This window comes from Providencia sp. PROV080 (genome assembly GCF_033688105.1).
GTDB lineage: Bacteria > Pseudomonadota > Gammaproteobacteria > Enterobacterales > Enterobacteriaceae > Providencia > Providencia zhejiangensis.
In genome coordinates this window covers 1,900,220-1,916,208 of the sequence record NZ_CP096346.1, presented here as the reverse complement: position 1 = coordinate 1,916,208, position 15,989 = coordinate 1,900,220, and the positions used below count along the sequence as shown (strand labels likewise).

The 15,989-nt window shown below is 44.0% G+C and carries 13 protein-coding genes; 1 reads left to right on the top strand and 12 read right to left on the bottom strand.

Going from position 1 to position 15,989, the window contains the following annotated elements; all coding sequences use genetic code 11:
• Positions 1–5: 5 nt before the first annotated feature.
• The 12 genes from nuoL to M1F03_RS08270 all read right to left on the bottom strand — a co-directional run bounded on the left by nuoL (position 6) and on the right by M1F03_RS08270 (position 13,685).
• Complete coding sequence (nuoL, locus tag M1F03_RS08325) at positions 6–1,868, bottom strand: NADH-quinone oxidoreductase subunit L (protein WP_154622110.1); 1,863 nt, start codon at positions 1,866–1,868, stop codon at positions 6–8.
• Entirely contained in the window at positions 1,865–2,167 is a 303-nt protein-coding gene (gene nuoK, locus M1F03_RS08320; protein ID WP_004921109.1) for an NADH-quinone oxidoreductase subunit NuoK, read from the bottom strand. The genes nuoL and nuoK overlap by 4 nt, the downstream gene beginning before the upstream one ends.
• On the bottom strand, positions 2,167–2,712 hold the full coding sequence (gene nuoJ, locus M1F03_RS08315) for an NADH-quinone oxidoreductase subunit J (protein ID WP_154622109.1): 546 nt from the start codon (positions 2,710–2,712) through the stop codon (positions 2,167–2,169). Before nuoJ ends, nuoK begins: the two co-directional genes overlap by 1 nt.
• Before the next feature lie 12 nt (positions 2,713–2,724).
• On the bottom strand, positions 2,725–3,267 hold the full coding sequence (nuoI, locus tag M1F03_RS08310; RefSeq protein ID WP_154622108.1) for an NADH-quinone oxidoreductase subunit NuoI: 543 nt from the start codon (positions 3,265–3,267) through the stop codon (positions 2,725–2,727).
• 14 nt (positions 3,268–3,281) lie between these two features.
• Positions 3,282–4,259, bottom strand: coding sequence for an NADH-quinone oxidoreductase subunit NuoH (nuoH, locus tag M1F03_RS08305; protein ID WP_154622116.1), 978 nt, complete (start codon positions 4,257–4,259; stop codon positions 3,282–3,284).
• Positions 4,259–6,982 (bottom strand): NADH-quinone oxidoreductase subunit NuoG, encoded by a 2,724-nt coding sequence (nuoG, locus tag M1F03_RS08300; protein WP_251464005.1) that lies wholly within the window; start codon positions 6,980–6,982, stop codon positions 4,259–4,261. Before nuoG ends, nuoH begins: the two co-directional genes overlap by 1 nt.
• 102 nt (positions 6,983–7,084) lie before the next feature.
• Positions 7,085–8,443, bottom strand: coding sequence for an NADH-quinone oxidoreductase subunit NuoF (gene nuoF / locus M1F03_RS08295; RefSeq protein WP_154622106.1), 1,359 nt, complete (start codon positions 8,441–8,443; stop codon positions 7,085–7,087).
• Entirely contained in the window at positions 8,440–8,982 is a 543-nt protein-coding gene (gene nuoE / locus M1F03_RS08290; protein WP_154622105.1) for an NADH-quinone oxidoreductase subunit NuoE, read from the bottom strand. Before nuoE ends, nuoF begins: the two co-directional genes overlap by 4 nt.
• 2 nt (positions 8,983–8,984) lie before the next feature.
• A complete protein-coding gene (nuoC, locus tag M1F03_RS08285) occupies positions 8,985–10,784 on the bottom strand; it encodes an NADH-quinone oxidoreductase subunit C/D (protein WP_195848136.1) in 1,800 nt (599 codons plus the stop codon).
• Between the two features lie 73 nt (positions 10,785–10,857).
• The gene (locus M1F03_RS08280; protein ID WP_154622104.1) at positions 10,858–11,532 is read right to left on the bottom strand and encodes a NuoB/complex I 20 kDa subunit family protein; all 675 of its coding nucleotides are present in this window, start codon (positions 11,530–11,532) and stop codon (positions 10,858–10,860) included.
• An 18-nt stretch (positions 11,533–11,550) separates the two neighbouring features.
• A complete protein-coding gene (locus M1F03_RS08275) occupies positions 11,551–11,994 on the bottom strand; it encodes an NADH-quinone oxidoreductase subunit A (RefSeq protein WP_070929231.1) in 444 nt (147 codons plus the stop codon).
• Positions 11,995–12,755: 761 nt separating this feature from the next.
• Positions 12,756–13,685, bottom strand: coding sequence for a LysR family transcriptional regulator (locus M1F03_RS08270; protein WP_154622114.1), 930 nt, complete (start codon positions 13,683–13,685; stop codon positions 12,756–12,758).
• Between the two features lie 771 nt (positions 13,686–14,456).
• Here M1F03_RS08270 and M1F03_RS08265 point away from each other — a divergent pair.
• Complete coding sequence (locus tag M1F03_RS08265) at positions 14,457–15,671, top strand: pyridoxal phosphate-dependent aminotransferase (RefSeq protein ID WP_154622103.1); 1,215 nt, start codon at positions 14,457–14,459, stop codon at positions 15,669–15,671.
• Positions 15,672–15,989 lie beyond the last annotated feature (318 nt).

Genomic DNA, 15,989 nt, shown 5'->3' with positions numbered 1-15,989 from the left:
CTTAATTAAACCAAAAGCAGCAGAGCAAGAATCAGCACTGCACCCAGCCCCAATGAGGCAACATACCAACGGACTTGACCGTTCTCACTCACTGCTAACCCTTTGTTTGCCCAACGAGACAAGCAAGCTGGCAAGTTCATCAGTGAGTTAATAGGATCGCTTTCCAGTAGCCATGCAACTCCTTTGAAAGGTTTCACAAAGACCACGTCATACAACCAGTCGAAGCCCCATGCATGGTACCACCACGTAGAGAAGAAACGACCCGGTGCACTTTTCGCGATTGCTGTAGCGATAGAACGTCTGAACAGATAAATGAATGTCACAATCAACAGACCGATAACGGCTAGGCTACCCGACAGAATTTCCAGCTGTAACTTACCTGCTTCATGTTCCAGTGGATTAACCGGGAATACCCCCTCTAACGGCTGGTGAATCTGTGCACCAACGAATGTCGCTAAAACGGCCAGAATGCCCAAAGGTACAGAGTGAGTAAAACCTTTGACCTTGTGCGCTTGGATTTTCGCTTCGCCATGGAATGCGATGAAAATCATACGGAAGGTATACATTGCAGTCAGTAGTGCCCCGATGAGACCTGCCCATAACAGTACAGTTTGCCCATCCACTTCTGCTCCCCATAAAATTGCGTCTTTACTGTAGAAACCAGCGGTAAACAGAGGCAATGCAGCCAATGCGCTTCCACCGATTAACATCACCGCGTAGACGTAAGGGATTTGCTTACGTAACCCACCCATTTTGAAAATATTTTGTTCATGGTGGCAAGCAATAATCACAGAACCTGCGGATAAGAATAACAACGCTTTAAAGAATGCGTGTGTCATCAGGTGGAAAATTGCCGCATCCCACGCCTGTACGCCAAGAGCCAAGAACATATAACCAATTTGGCTCATGGTTGAGTAAGCGAGTACCCGTTTGATGTCGGTTTGTACCAATGCCGCACAACCTGCAAACAGCAGTGTCACACCACCAACGATGCCTACCAGATGTAAAATTTCAGGTGCCATCAGGAACAAGGCATGAGTACGAGCAACAAGATAAACACCCGCGGTTACCATGGTTGCTGCGTGGATCAGTGCAGAAACAGGTGTTGGACCCGCCATCGCATCGGCCAGCCATGTCTGTAGTGGAAGCTGTGCAGATTTACCTACCGCACCACCTAAGATCATTAAGGTTGCCCATGTAATTGCCGTGCCGCCTTCAGCCATTTTCTGAGGTGCCAAAATCGCCATTTCACTGAAGTTCAGAGTACCCAGTTCATTCCACAGAATAAACATACCGATAGCTAAGAACACATCACCAACACGGGTGACAAAGAAAGCTTTCATCGCCGCTTTGCCGTTATCTGGATTGGTGTAATAAAAACCAATCAACAGATAACTACACAGCCCTACCCCTTCCCAACCGAGATACATCAGCATCATATTATCGGCGAGAACTAAAACCACCATACTCGCGATAAACAGGTTCGTGTAGGTAAAGAAACGTGAATAGCCTTCTTCACCACGCATATACCAAGAAGCATAAACGTGGATCAGGAAACCCACTCCCGTCACTACGCCAAGCATAGTGAGAGATAGACCATCAAGGTGCAGTGTGAATGGGATGGTAAAATCACCCACTGACATCCAAGTCCACAGCGGTTGTGTATAAACATAAGCATCATTGGCATTTGCCATCAACGCCTTGTGTTCTAGGAAATCAATGCCTGCATAAGCGGCGACAATAGCAGCCAAACCGACGGCACTAATACCAACAATTGCTGAAACATTTTCTGACCAGCGACCACGGGAAAATGCTAATAACACAGACCCCAGTAGCGGAAACAGAATTGTTAAATAGAGTAAGTTCATCCGCGCATCTCACTGACTTTATCAATATTCAGGTTCTGACGATGACGATGGAGTTGCAGTAACAACGCCAATCCAATACTCGCCTCCGCTGCAGCCAGTGCAATGGCCAAAATATACATAATTTGACCGTCTGGTTGCCCCCAGAAACTCCCTGCAACGACAAATGCCAAAGCAGTTGAGTTAATCATGATTTCCAGTCCGATCAGCATGAAAAGCAAGTTACGGCGAATAACAAGACAGCTTAGTCCCATTACAAATAAGATCGCCGCTAAAATCAGACCATGTTGAAGAGGTATCATTATTGTTCCTCCGCATTCGCTTTGGTGCTACTCACAATATCAGCACCATTTTCATTACGGTCACGACCGACATGGAACGCCACCACAAGACCAGCGAGTAGCAACAGTGATGCTAATTCAACGGCTAGGACATAAGGTCCAAACAAGCTGATAGCCACTTCTTTCGCACTAATCATTGTGCCAGCAATACCCTCTTGGTATGACAGACTCATGATGCCGTAAACCAGAAGTGCAAGAAGTACTGCTGATAAAATAGCAGGACCAATCCAGTTCTTCGGCGTTAGCCACTCACGCTCTTGTTCTTGTACAGAGCGACCGAGGTTAAGCATCATCACTACGAAAACGAATAGCACCATAATGGCGCCTGCATAAACGATGATCTCCAACGCACCCGCAAAATAAGCGCCAAGCGAGAAGAACACCATCGACAGAGCCAGTAGAGAAACAACCAGATACAACAACGCATGTACCGGGTTAGTATTGGTTATCACCCTCAAAGTTGCTAAAACAGCAACAAGACCGGCGATATAAAATGTAAATTCCATGAATATCGCTCCTTATGGCAACAGGTCTTTGACGTTAATTGGTTTGGCTTCGTTATCCGCTTCACCTTTGTCTTTACCTGCAATCGCCATACCTGACTTACGGTAAAAGTTATAATCAGGATATTTACCCGGACCTGAAATTAATAAGTCATCTTTCTCGTAAACAAGATCCTGACGACGCCATTCACCCATTTCAAAGTCAGGCGTTAATTGAATGGCTGTTGTTGGGCAAGCCTCTTCACACAACCCACAGAAAATGCAGCGAGAGAAGTTAATGCGGAAAAATTCAGGATACCAACGCCCATCTTCATGTTCAGCCTTTTGCAGTGAGATACACCCCACAGGACAAGCAACTGCACATAAATTACAGGCAACGCAACGCTCTTCGCCGTCAGGATCGCGGGTTAATACGATACGACCACGGTAACGGGGCGGCAAGTAAACGGGTTCTTCGGGATACATTTGCGTTTCACGTTTTTGGAACGCATGCAAACCGACCAACCAAATACTGCGTACTTGAGTGCCGAAACCGACCAATAAATCTTTCAATGTCATGGTTCAATCACCCCTTACTGAGCGTTGTATAAAATGACTGCTGCGGTACCCAGCAGGTTAAGCAAAGTCAGTGGCAAACAGACTTTCCAGCCAAAGGACATCACTTGGTCATAACGCGGACGCGGTAAAGATGCACGGATCAAGATGAACATCATCATGAAGAAGGCAGTCTTAATGGCAAACCACAAGAATGACGGCAAGAACGGCCCATGCCAGCCACCAAAGAACAGTGTGACAATCAATGCAGAGACAGTAACAATACCGATATACTCACCGACGAAAAATAGGCCGAATTTCATACCTGAATATTCAACGTGGTAACCATCCGCAATTTCTTGTTCTGCTTCTGGTTGGTCAAACGGGTGACGGTGACATACCGCAACACCTGCAATCGCAAACGTCACAAAACCAAAGAACTGAGGAATGACGTTCCACATGCCTTCTTGAGAATTGACGATATCAATCAAATTGAAGGAGCCAGCCTGAGCCACAACCCCCATCAATGAAAGTCCCAAGAACACTTCGTAGCTCACTGTTTGAGCCGATGCACGCATTGCGCCCAGCAGTGAGTATTTGTTGTTACTTGACCAACCGGCAAAGAGCACCGCATAGACAGCAAGACCCGCCATCATTAGGAAAAATAGGATCCCAATGTTTAGGTCTGCAACATGCCATGTCGGGCTAACAGGAACGATAGCAAACGCAAGGAACAGTGAACAAAACGCAATCACGGGTGCCAGCGTAAAGATTTTTTTATCGGCAAACTGTGGGATCCAGTCTTCTTTGAACAGCATTTTGAACATGTCGGCCATTAACTGCCCCATGCCAAACGGTCCAACACGGTTAGGACCATAACGATTTTGGAATAAACCGAGAATACGGCGTTCACCCAAACTCATGTATGCCCCACAGATCACAACAACCAATAGGATGACAATCGACTTTAGGATAGAAATCAGGATTTCCATCACTTCTGGGGATATCCAATCCATCATGCCCCCCTCCGTAGATTATTGACTGACACACCCGCCATGGCTGGTGCAATACCCGGCATACCTAGAGGTAGACCAATTTGGCCACAAGACAAGTTTTGACTAACACGAACTGTCAAATTGAAAGTTTGCCCTTCGTGACTAAATTCAGCTTTAGTCCCCGCCGCAAGCCCTAGCGTTGCGGCATCTTGTGCATTCAACATAATGTAAGGTTCAGGCATACGCTGTTGGATCACATCAGAACGTTGTGACATTTCATCACTACCGAACAAGTGATAATAAGGCGCAACAACCCACTGCGCTTCAGTCGCTTGATACGCGGTTGGAATGTCAGTGAAGTAGCCTATTTTACTTTCTGTTGAATTGAACAAACGAACACCAGGGTCACCAAAACGCAAGTGCCCGCCTACCTCGCTTTGGAACTTGTTCCAAGCTTGTGGTGAGTTCCAACCCGGAGCCCATGCAAATGGAATTTGCTGGCGCGGTGCGGTTGGACTATTGTTCCCTTCCATAGAGAAAGCAAATGCCGTGTCTTTATCCTGAGGTTGACGCTGCTCATGAACAGATTGGTTCGCTAGCATCGCGGTACGACCGCTGTAGCGGTGCGGTTCACGTGCTAACTTCTGACCACGAATACGGAAAGACGCTTTTGGTGCAGCATCGACTATACCGGCGAACTGAGGTAAAGCGTTCACGCATTCCGCAATGACATGATCAAGTTGTGACCAATCCGCATCGCGCTCTTGTGCTTCGGTTTGTAGTGAGTGCAACCAACGCCAACTTTCGTTCATCACGATAGCTTTATCGTAGAAAGATGGGTCAAAGACTTGGAAGAAACGTTGTGCACGACCTTCTTGGTTAATCAGCGTACCATCTGCTTCAGCAAAGCTTGCTGCTGGCAGGATCAAGGTTGCTTTATCCATGATGGCAGTATGTTGATGGTCAACCACAATCAAATGCTTCAACTTAGCCAGTGTGCTATCAACCTTATTGACACTACTGTGACGGTAAAGGTCATTTTCCATCACGATAGCCACATCCGCTTCATCTGCGTTGATACGCGCAAAAGCACTATCGAGTGAAGGCGCTTTCATCATCGCTAAACCAAAGCTGTTCGCGTGTGAAGCTAGATAAGATAAGCCAACTTGTGCCCCTTTCGCTTTCAGCGCAAAAGCAACGTTAGCGGCTGCTTGGATCATTGCATCACTTGCCGAATGGCTACCACTGATAATCAATGGTTTCTTGGCACTCGCCAGCGCGTCTGCGATGGTTTGTACTTTTGCTTTTAACTCACTCGGTAAATCCGCGACTGCCGGCGAATCACCATTAATCATATTCGCAATAGCAAAACCAAAGCGAGCTTGATCAGCAACAGGCGCACGGTAGTTAAATGCCGCGATATCATCTAAACGTGTATCATCTACGTTAGTGATAAACAGCGGATACTTGGCATGTTGACCAATATTCATGATCGCCGCGATTTGCCAATCAGCCACTTTTTGAGCTGCTGCCATTTCACGAGCTTTACCTTTCACTGCTTGACGAACAGACAGAGCCATACGAGCGCCCGTCTGAGTGAGGTCTTCCCCCAGAACCAAAACAGCATCATAACCTTCTACTTCACGTAGGCTTGGTGTATAAATACCGCCGTTTTCTAGGATATTTTGCATCAGTTCAAGACGGCGTTGCTCATCCGCTGATACACCTGAGTAGAAGTTTTCTTCACCCACTAAGGCACGTAATGCATAATTACTTTCAATGCTTGCACGAGGAGAGCCGATACCAATCACCTTCTTCGCTTGATTGATAATCTGTGCACCACTTTGCATTGCTTCGATAGCGGAAATAACTTGCTTAACGCCATCTTTATTCAGTAATGGCTGACGAGGTCTATCTTTACGATTCACATAACCATAACCAAAACGACCGCGATCACATAAGAAATAGTGGTTTACCGAACCATTATAACGGTTTTCAATACGGCGTAGCTCGCCATAGCGTTCACCTGGGCTGGTATTACAACCGAGACTGCACTGCTGGCAGATACCCGGTGCAAATTGCATATCCCATTTACGGTTATAGCGCTCTGAATGCGTCTTATCAGTAAACACACCTGTTGGACACACTTCAACTAAGTTACCTGAAAATTCGCTTTCCAGTGTGCCATCTTCAGTACGACCAAAGTAGACATAGTTGTGTGCACCATAGACACCCAAGTCGGTACCATCTGCGTAATCTTTATAATAACGAACGCAACGATAACAGGCGATACAGCGGTTCATTTCATGATTAATGAATGGCCCTAAGTCCTGATTAACGTGTGTACGTTTAGTAAAACGATATTTACGCATATTATGACCGGTCATCACCGTCATATCTTGCAAATGGCAGTTGCCCCCTTCCTCACAGACTGGACAATCATGAGGGTGGTTGGTCATGAGCCATTCAACAACACTTTCACGGAATTGTTTGGCTTCTTCATCATCAATAGAGATGTAAGTCCCTTCCGTTGCCGGTGTCATACAGGACATAACAAGGCGACCACGGGTGTCATCCGCGTTTTGATACTGCTTAACCGCACACTGGCGGCAAGCGCCAACGCTTCCCAGCGCTGGATGCCAGCAAAAATAAGGAATATCTAGCCCCAGAGAAAGGCAGGCTTGCAACAGGTTTTCAGACCCGTTTACATCATATTCTTTGCCGTCTACATATATTGTAGCCATAGTCAGCATGCTTCCCAAAGGCCCGCTTCACAGCAGGCGTTAATCAAAAATACGTTCTTCGTGAAAAATCGATTTTTTGTGGTTGCTCATTCACAAAAAATATTACCAACGCTGTTTTAACAGGTTGGGCTGAATACCTGCTATCTGGGCTATATTGCGCAGATCTTTTTGCGAGATACCCGCTTCAAACTCTTCACGGAAATATTTGATAGCGCTCTGTAATGGCTCAACCGCACCCGGTGCGTGAGCACAGAAAGTTTTGCCCGGACCTAAGAAACGGCATAGCTGTTCCAGCGTTTCAATATCACCCGGTTGCCCTTCCCCGTTTTCCAACGCTTGTAAAATTTTTACGCTCCATGGCAAACCATCACGGCAAGGCGTACACCAACCACACGATTCACGAGCGAAAAAGGTTTCAAGGTTACGAACCAGAGACACCATATTAATTTCGTTATCAACGGCCATTGCTAATGCAGTACCTAAACGGCTTCCTGCTTTACCGATAGATTCGAAATCCATAGGTAAATCAAGGTGATCTCCCGTTAAAAAGTCAGTACCTGCACCACCTGGTTGCCATGCTTTAAGCGTGAGGCCATCGCGCATACCGCCCGCGTAATCTTCCAGCACTTCGCGCGCTGTCGTACCAAACGGTAATTCCCATAATCCCGGATTTTTGACGCGACCAGAGAAGCCCATCAATTTAGTACCTGCATCTTTACTTTTGCCTGCACTGAGATTGATATACCACTGCTCTCCATGCTCTAAAATGGCAGGAACGTTACAGATAGTTTCCACGTTATTAACGCACGTTGGCTTACCCCATGCGCCAGATGTTGCTGGGAAGGGTGGCTTTGAACGAGGGTTCGCACGGCGGCCTTCAAGGGAGTTAATCAAGGCGGTTTCTTCACCACAGATATAACGTCCAGCGCCAGTATGTACAAACAGTTCAAAATCAAATCCTGAACCTAAAATATTTTTACCGAGTAAGCCCGCGGCTTTCGCTTCTTCGATAGCGTGTCGTAAATGCTTTGCCGCTTCGACATATTCACCACGCAAGAAAATATAACCACGGTAAGCTTTTAGTGCATAAGCCCCGATGATCATACCCTCAACTAATAAATGTGGTAATTGCTCCATCAATAGACGGTCTTTATAGGTGCCTGGCTCCATTTCATCCGCATTACATAAGAAGTAACGCAGTTTCATGTTTTCGTCTTTTGGCATCAGGCTCCATTTCAGCCCGGTGGAGAAACCTGCACCACCGCGTCCTTTTAATCCAGCATCTTTAACTAGATTCACCACTTCATCCGGTGCCATGCCTTTAAGCGCACGTTCCACACCTTTATATCCATTTTTACTGCGATACTCATCCAGCCAAACAGGCTGTTTGTCATCACGCAAACGCCATGTCAACGGATGTGTTTCCGCAGTACGGATCACTTGTTTAAAGGAGTTTGTCATGGATACTGCTCCAGTAACTTTTTAATATCTTCAGGCTGTACGTAACTGTGCGTGTCCTCATCAATCATCATGGTAGGACCTTTATCACAGTTCCCCAGACAACAGGTTGGCAACAGCGTAAAGCGGCCATCTTTTGTTGTCTGGCCTGGGCGAATATTCAGCTGATTAATGATTTCAGCTTCTAACCCTTGATAACCTGTAATATGACAAACCACACTATCGCAATAGCGAATAATGTGACGACCTACAGGCTGACGGAAGATTTGGCTATAGAATGTCGCCACACCTTCAACATCACTCGCGGGAATACCCAGCACTTCAGCGATAGCGTGAATGGCACCATCTTCAACCCAGCCACGGTTTTTTTGCACAATTTTCAGTGCTTCAATGGAGGCAGCGCGCGGGTCTTCATAATGGTGCTTTTCACCTTCAATTTCTGCACGTTCAGCTTCCGTTAACACAAAGCCGTGCTGTGCTTCTTGAGGCTCAAAAACATTGACTCCATCAAGACTGGTCTGCTTATTATGTTCATTATGCATGGTTAGCGATCCACATCCGACATTACAAAATCGATACTACCCAGATAGACAATCAAGTCGGAAACCAGACTACCCCTAATCACCGCTGGAATTTGCTGCAAGTGTGCATAGCTCGGTGTACGGATACGAGTACGGTAGCTCATCGTGCTGCCATCACTCGTTAAGTAGTAACTGTTAATTCCTTTGGTTGCTTCAATCATCTGGAATGATTCATTGGCTGGCATAACCGGACCCCATGACACTTGTAAGAAGTGATTGATCAGGGTTTCGATATGTTGCAGCGTCCGCTCTTTTGGTGGCGGCGTCGTCAATGGGTGATCGGCTTTGAAAGGCCCTTCAGGCATGTTCTTCAGACATTGCTCAAGAATACGCATACTTTGACGCATCTCTTCCACTTTAATCATCACACGGTCATAGCAATCACCGTTATGTGCGATTGGAATATCAAACTCAAAGTTTTCGTAACCTGAATATGGACGCCATTTACGTACGTCAAAATCAATTCCGGTAGCACGTAAGCCTGCCCCTGTGACTCCCCAAGCTAAAGCTTCTTCTTTAGTGTATGAAGCAACACCGATTGAACGGCCTTTTAAAATGGAGTTTTTCAGGGCTGTTGTCACATAGGAATCAAGACGTTTTGGCAGCCAATCTAATAATTCACGTAATAATTTATCCCAACCTCTCGGTAGGTCGTGCGCAACCCCACCAATACGGAACCAAGCTGGGTGCATACGGAAACCCGTAATAGCCTCAACGACGTTATACACTTTTTGGCGGTCGGTAAACGCAAAGAATACCGGTGTCATCGCTCCCGTATCTTGAATATAAGTACTGATGTATAGCAAATGGCTATTAATACGGAACAATTCAGATAGCATGACACGAATCGTTTTAACACGATCAGGGACTTCAATACCGGCCAGCTTTTCAACGGCCAATATGTATGGCATTTCATTAACGCAACCACCGAGGTATTCGATACGGTCGGTATAAGGAATGTAGCTATGCCAAGACTGACGTTCCCCCATTTTCTCTGCACCACGATGGTGATAACCAATGTCAGGTACACAGTTTACGATTTCTTCGCCATCAAGCTGTAATACAATACGGAAAGCACCATGCGATGAAGGGTGGTTCGGTCCCAAGTTCAGGAACATGAAATCTTCATTTTCGTTCCCACGAGCCATGCCCCACTCTTCTGGTTTGAAAGTCAACGCTTCCATTTCCAGATCTTGTTTTTGCTTGGTCAACTCAAATGGGTCGAATTCTGTTGCACGGGCAGGATAGTCTTTACGTAATGGGTGGCCTTCCCAACTCGGTGACATAAGCAGGCGACGTAAGTTCGGATGACCTTGGAAGGTAATACCAAACATATCCCAAACTTCACGCTCATACCAGTTAGCATTTGGGAATAATGACACCATGGAAGGCACATTTAAGTCTTTTTCACTTAATGCGACTTTCACCATAATATCACGGTTACGATCGATAGAGATGAAGTGATAAAAAACACTAAAGTCTGCCTCTGGCAAACCTTGTCTATGTATTCTTTGACGTTCATCCACCCCATGTAAGTCAAATAACATCACATAAGGTTTTGGTAGTTTTTTCAAAAAGTCTACGACTTCCAGTAGCTGCTCGCGCCGCACCCAGATAACTGGCATGCCAGTACGGGTCGCTTGAACAGAAAAGGCATCCGGGCCAAATTGGTTGCGCAGTTCCAGAAGTACAGGATCATTTAAGTGATCCTGTGTCTGCCATCCAGGCAGGGTACTTTCTTGCGCTATCTGATCTGTCATCATTCTTCACCATAACGCTTGATCAGGTTTATTATTTCGCAACACATTGCTCTGTTACGCTGTATGGCTTTAAGCCTTAAATTTCGTCTGGGGTACGCAGGTTAGTCACTGCAATACGTTCACCGTGCTTTCTTTCTCTTTCTGATTGCATATTGGCACGATAAACCCCTTGGTCACCCACAACCCACGAAAGCGGACGACGCTCTTTCCCGATAGATTCTTGTAATAGAAGTAATGCTTGCATATAAGCTTCGGGACGTGGTGGGCAGCCTGGAATGTAGACATCCACAGGGATAAACTTATCTACTCCCTGAACAACGGAATAAATGTCATACATACCACCAGAGTTAGCGCATGCCCCCATGGAGATAACCCATTTTGGTTCCAACATCTGATCATAAAGACGCTGGATTACCGGAGCCATTTTAGTAAAGCAGGTTCCTGCAACGACCATAAAGTCGGCTTGACGAGGTGAAGCACGGAGTACTTCTGCCCCAAAGCGGGCTACGTCATGAACTGCTGTGAACGACGTTACCATTTCAACATAGCAACATGAGAGACCAAAGTTATATGGCCAAAGAGAATTTTTACGTCCCCAGTTAACGACATCATGTAGCGCATGAGAAAGTTTTCCCATGTAAACACTGTTTTTAACTTGCTGCTCAAGTGGATCTGTTACAATTTCTTGAGTTTGCAGGGGGTAACGGTCGTTCTCACCGTTCGGATCTATGCGGGTGAGCGTATAATCCATTGTATAATGCCTCGCTTTTTACTGCGGATGACGATTGCTGATTTTAATAACTTCACTAGGACCTTTTACTGCGCGACGTGAACGGACAGGAGTCCAATCCAATGCACCGACGCGAATCAAGTAAAACAGTCCCGCCAACAATACCAGAATGAAGATTGCTGCCTCGATAAAGCCCAACCAACCTACTTCACGGACTGCGACAGCCCAAGCAAAGAGGAACATAGCTTCAACATCGAAAACAACGAAGAACATGGCAACCAGATAGAATTTGGCTGACATACGAAGACGGGCACTACCTACTGAATCGATACCTGATTCATAAGGTACATGTTTTGTTCTGGCTTTGGCACGGCTGCCGAGAAAATGACCAGCAACCAACATAAACGAACAAAGGGCGATGGCGCCGACAAAGAATATCGCAAAGGCCCAGTTGTGGGCTAACGCTAGGATAGATTCAGACATACTCGTTGCTTACTCATTACACATGGTGCGTAATCTGCTCTTATCAACATCACGGCAGTATTGCACCATAATTGCCCAGTTAACCGAGAAGAAAGACCAAAAATCATCACCAAACATAAAAATCAGCCTGAAGACTGCGTTTGGTTTGTCCTCTCTCTGACTATTTACTTTGCTTAAATTAAGCAAAATAACCCGTAATTGTTACAATCCACCAACCAGTAAAAAACAAGATTGCAACAAAAAGTACTCAAAAGCAGCTAAAACGTGTCAGTGTGATAATACACCTAGTAAACACAATGACTAGTCTAACTGATTATTCGCTTTTACTACACTATTATCTCAGGAAAAACCTGTCTTACTAGATGAAAACTTGCTCTTTTTTTTTGATCTAGCGCACATTTTTATTGAAAATATGCGCATACTGTTTACAGAATATTCAAATTTAGGCTAAGTCATATTAACGATTTTTTATTCACTAAATCAAGTAACTGCCTGACCCAGCAGCGCTATTTTATCAATTCAGCAAAATATGATTGTTAACAACATAACAATTTCGTAACTAAAAAACGAAATTCATGTTCTGCCATCTACATCACAATTATTTCACGTTACATGCTTTTTAACCATACTTATTAAGTGGTTAATACGTTCTTTTTTTATTCTTTTTTGGCTTTTTGGGCCTAAAAAAAACCGCGAATTTTTCGCGGCTTTTCTCTTGAGTACATATTAATCATTTAATAATCATCAATAATGATTAATGCTTAAAATGCCCCTTCATTTTCATTTACAACGGCTTCATCATTCATGGGTGCAACAGCATAAGGAATTTTCTTGTTCTCAATTGCACTAAACACCGTGAGGACAAAATCCTTTTGCTCATCCGCATTTTTGTATAACCAATACTGAATGTCGGGTAAGCGAGGTAAACCGTCAGCTTCACCAAGAATACGCAAATCCGCATTTTGCATTTCCATCGGACGTGCTGTGACCCCTACTTCCGCATTGACTGCTGCTCTCACGGCTGGCAGCGATGCGGCTTCATAAGCGACATGCCATGCAAGACCCGCATCATCCAAAGCGTCGGTGCTCAATTTGCGGAATGGATTCGTCTCATCCATCACCACCAGGGGAATAGGTTCATTTGTTCTTAATTGGAAATCAGGTGCACTGTGCCATAACACAGGAACTGTTCTGAGCGCTGTTTTCGGATGGTGACTAATACGTGCCGTTGTCAACGCCAAATCGATTTCATGGCTATCTAGCATGGACTCAATAAAGTGTGCACGCTTGATTCGGACTTCTACCGCAAGGCGAGGGAAAATAGATGCGATACGGTTAAGTAAGAATGGAAGTAAGATATCAACAGTGTCATCGGATGCACCGATTCTCAGCTCACCTTCTGCATCGTTATAAGTCAATGATGCTGTTGCATCATCATTAGCTCGTAAGATCTGTCTTGCGTAACCTAGCAATTGTAAACCATGAGCCGTTAATAACTTATTCCTACCGTGACGAGCAAATAATTCACGGCCAACTAATTGTTCTAAACGTTGCATTTGCTGACTAACAGCAGACTGAGTTCGACATACCGCAGCGGCTGCCGCGGCGAATGTATTCAGATCGGCAACTGCGACAAATGTCCTCAGTAAATCCAGATCAAGGTTCATTATTGGACGATTGGAATTTATCATCATGAATTCTCTTATATAATTTTATGATACCTGGTGTTCCTGCTCTCCTCCCTGAGATCAGATTATTTAATAACTTAAATAACTTGTTTAATGCTTATCAATCCTTAGACTCGCATTTATTGCACTTTATCTTAATAGGCACCTCCAAAAACGAAAGCACCACCAAATGACAAAAAAAGCTTTTTAAACAGTCGATTTAATTGAAATCACAAATACAACCTTCTTTTTTTGCCATCCTCTAAATAGTAACATATTTAATGTAATTGCAATTATTTTAATGTAAACGCCTTTATACACATACACCCAACTTGATAAAAATATCCTTATTTCAATGCATTAAGATAAATTCTTTCATTTTTATTCATTATTCTCTCACTAGAATAATCAATATTGCTAACAAAAAGAGCTTATTTTCGTTAAAAAACCGCGGAAATCTATGAATTTTTATTTCTATACATCCAATTTCGTCATCAATCTTACAATTTGATACAATGTTTTTATGATTTGCCTTTATCTGCACATTATTGATATTTTTTCCTCCAAAACAGCCCCAATTGTTAATATTAAATTCCAAATTAACCGATACAATTGAATGTAAAACCCAAACTAAGTTATATCTTTAGATATCAACAGTTGGATTACAACATAAACCAACCTTTTACACCAAAAATTATCTACTATCTTCAAAAGCTTCCGAGGTAGGAGTAGAGTAGATGCTAAGCCGGAGTTCCCCCTACTTATGTCTTCCCAAATAGGGTAATGAGAGAAAGAATGAATAATGTAAAGAAATCCAATAAGCTTGATAATGTCTGCTACGACATACGCGGGCCTGTATTAAAAGAAGCAAAACGTTTAGAAGAAGAAGGTAATAAAGTTCTCAAGCTTAATATTGGTAATCCGGCACCATTTGGTTTTGAAGCCCCTGATGAAATTTTGGTAGATGTGCTACGTAATCTCCCTAGCTCACAGGGTTATTGTGATTCAAAAGGATTATATTCTGCGCGTAAAGCGATTGTTCAGCATTATCAAGCACGCGATATTCGTGAAATGACGGTTGAAGATGTCTATATCGGTAACGGTGTTTCTGAATTAATCGTGCAAGCAATGCAAGCGTTACTCAATAATGGCGATGAAATGCTGGTTCCAGCACCTGATTACCCTCTTTGGACAGCTGCGGTTTCCCTGTCTGGCGGTAATGCCGTGCATTACATGTGTGATGAGCAACAAGGGTGGATGCCTGATATTGACGATATCCGTAAAAAAATCAGCCCTCGTACTCGGGGTATCGTGATTATCAACCCAAATAACCCGACAGGCGCGGTCTACAGCAAAGAGCTTCTACTGGAAATTGTTGAGATTGCTCGCCAGAACAACCTTATTATTTTCGCCGATGAAATTTACGACAAAATTCTTTACGATAATGCCGTTCATCACTCTATTGCCGCATTAGCTCCAGATTTACTTACTGTCACTTTTAACGGTTTATCAAAAACCTATCGTGTAGCCGGTTTCCGACAAGGCTGGATGGTCTTAAACGGACCAAAACAACAAGCTAAAAGCTATATCGAAGGACTTGAAATGTTAGCATCTATGCGTTTATGCGCTAACGTTCCAATGCAGCATGCTATTCAAACCGCTTTGGGAGGCTATCAGAGTATTAGTGAATTTATTCAACCTGGTGGTCGTCTATATGAGCAAAGAGAGCGCGCATGGCAGCTAATTAATCAGATACCTGGGGTCTCTTGTGTCAAACCACAGGGGGCACTTTATATGTTCCCTAAAATTGATATTAAACGCTTTAATATCCATGATGACCAAAAAATGATCCTTGATCTGTTACTACAAGAAAAAGTTCTTTTGGTACAAGGAACGGCATTTAATTGGCCTGAGCCAGACCACTTTAGGATCGTCACCTTACCTTATGCAGATGATCTTGAAATGGCGATTAATAAATTTGGCCGTTTTATCGAGAATTATCGTCAGTAATTGACAGTGACTGTGCAACTTCCTCTTGTGAGGGAGTTGCCATTTTTATGGCAAATAGCACGATAAGCAAATGCAATAGTGGATAATAAATAACAAGCTCTCACTCACTATCAAAGCAAATAAGAGCCCCGTCTCATCAAATAATGTTGAGTAACAATCTAAAATCATCTCATTATGATTGTACTATCTTTCTCATTGGTATTCTTTAAAAGACAATACACATAAATTGATTGTTGATGACTAATCGTTAGATAATGGAAATAAAATAAACAGCAGCTAAGAAAAACAGCAATAATATAATTGGAAAGTATTTCATGA

Bases quoted from the DNA above. Each gene is read 5' to 3' on its own strand.
- nuoI (WP_154622108.1), bottom strand. From the start codon at position 3,267: ATGACATTGAAAGATTTATTGGTCGGTTTCGGCACTCAAGTACGCAGT.
- nuoG (WP_251464005.1), bottom strand. From the start codon at position 6,982: ATGGCTACAATATATGTAGACGGCAAAGAATATGATGTAAACGGGTCT.
- nuoC (WP_195848136.1), bottom strand. From the start codon at position 10,784: ATGATGACAGATCAGATAGCGCAAGAAAGTACCCTGCCTGGATGGCAG.
- nuoF (WP_154622106.1), bottom strand. From the start codon at position 8,443: ATGACAAACTCCTTTAAACAAGTGATCCGTACTGCGGAAACACATCCG.
- nuoL (WP_154622110.1), bottom strand. From the start codon at position 1,868: ATGAACTTACTCTATTTAACAATTCTGTTTCCGCTACTGGGGTCTGTG.
- M1F03_RS08270 (WP_154622114.1), bottom strand. From the start codon at position 13,685: ATGATAAATTCCAATCGTCCAATAATGAACCTTGATCTGGATTTACTG.
- nuoK (WP_004921109.1), bottom strand. From the start codon at position 2,167: ATGATACCTCTTCAACATGGTCTGATTTTAGCGGCGATCTTATTTGTA.
- M1F03_RS08280 (WP_154622104.1), bottom strand. From the start codon at position 11,532: ATGGATTATACGCTCACCCGCATAGATCCGAACGGTGAGAACGACCGT.
- M1F03_RS08265 (WP_154622103.1), top strand. From the start codon at position 14,457: ATGAATAATGTAAAGAAATCCAATAAGCTTGATAATGTCTGCTACGAC.
- M1F03_RS08275 (WP_070929231.1), bottom strand. From the start codon at position 11,994: ATGTCTGAATCTATCCTAGCGTTAGCCCACAACTGGGCCTTTGCGATA.
- nuoE (WP_154622105.1), bottom strand. From the start codon at position 8,982: ATGCATAATGAACATAATAAGCAGACCAGTCTTGATGGAGTCAATGTT.
- nuoH (WP_154622116.1), bottom strand. From the start codon at position 4,259: ATGGATTGGATATCCCCAGAAGTGATGGAAATCCTGATTTCTATCCTA.
- nuoJ (WP_154622109.1), bottom strand. From the start codon at position 2,712: ATGGAATTTACATTTTATATCGCCGGTCTTGTTGCTGTTTTAGCAACT.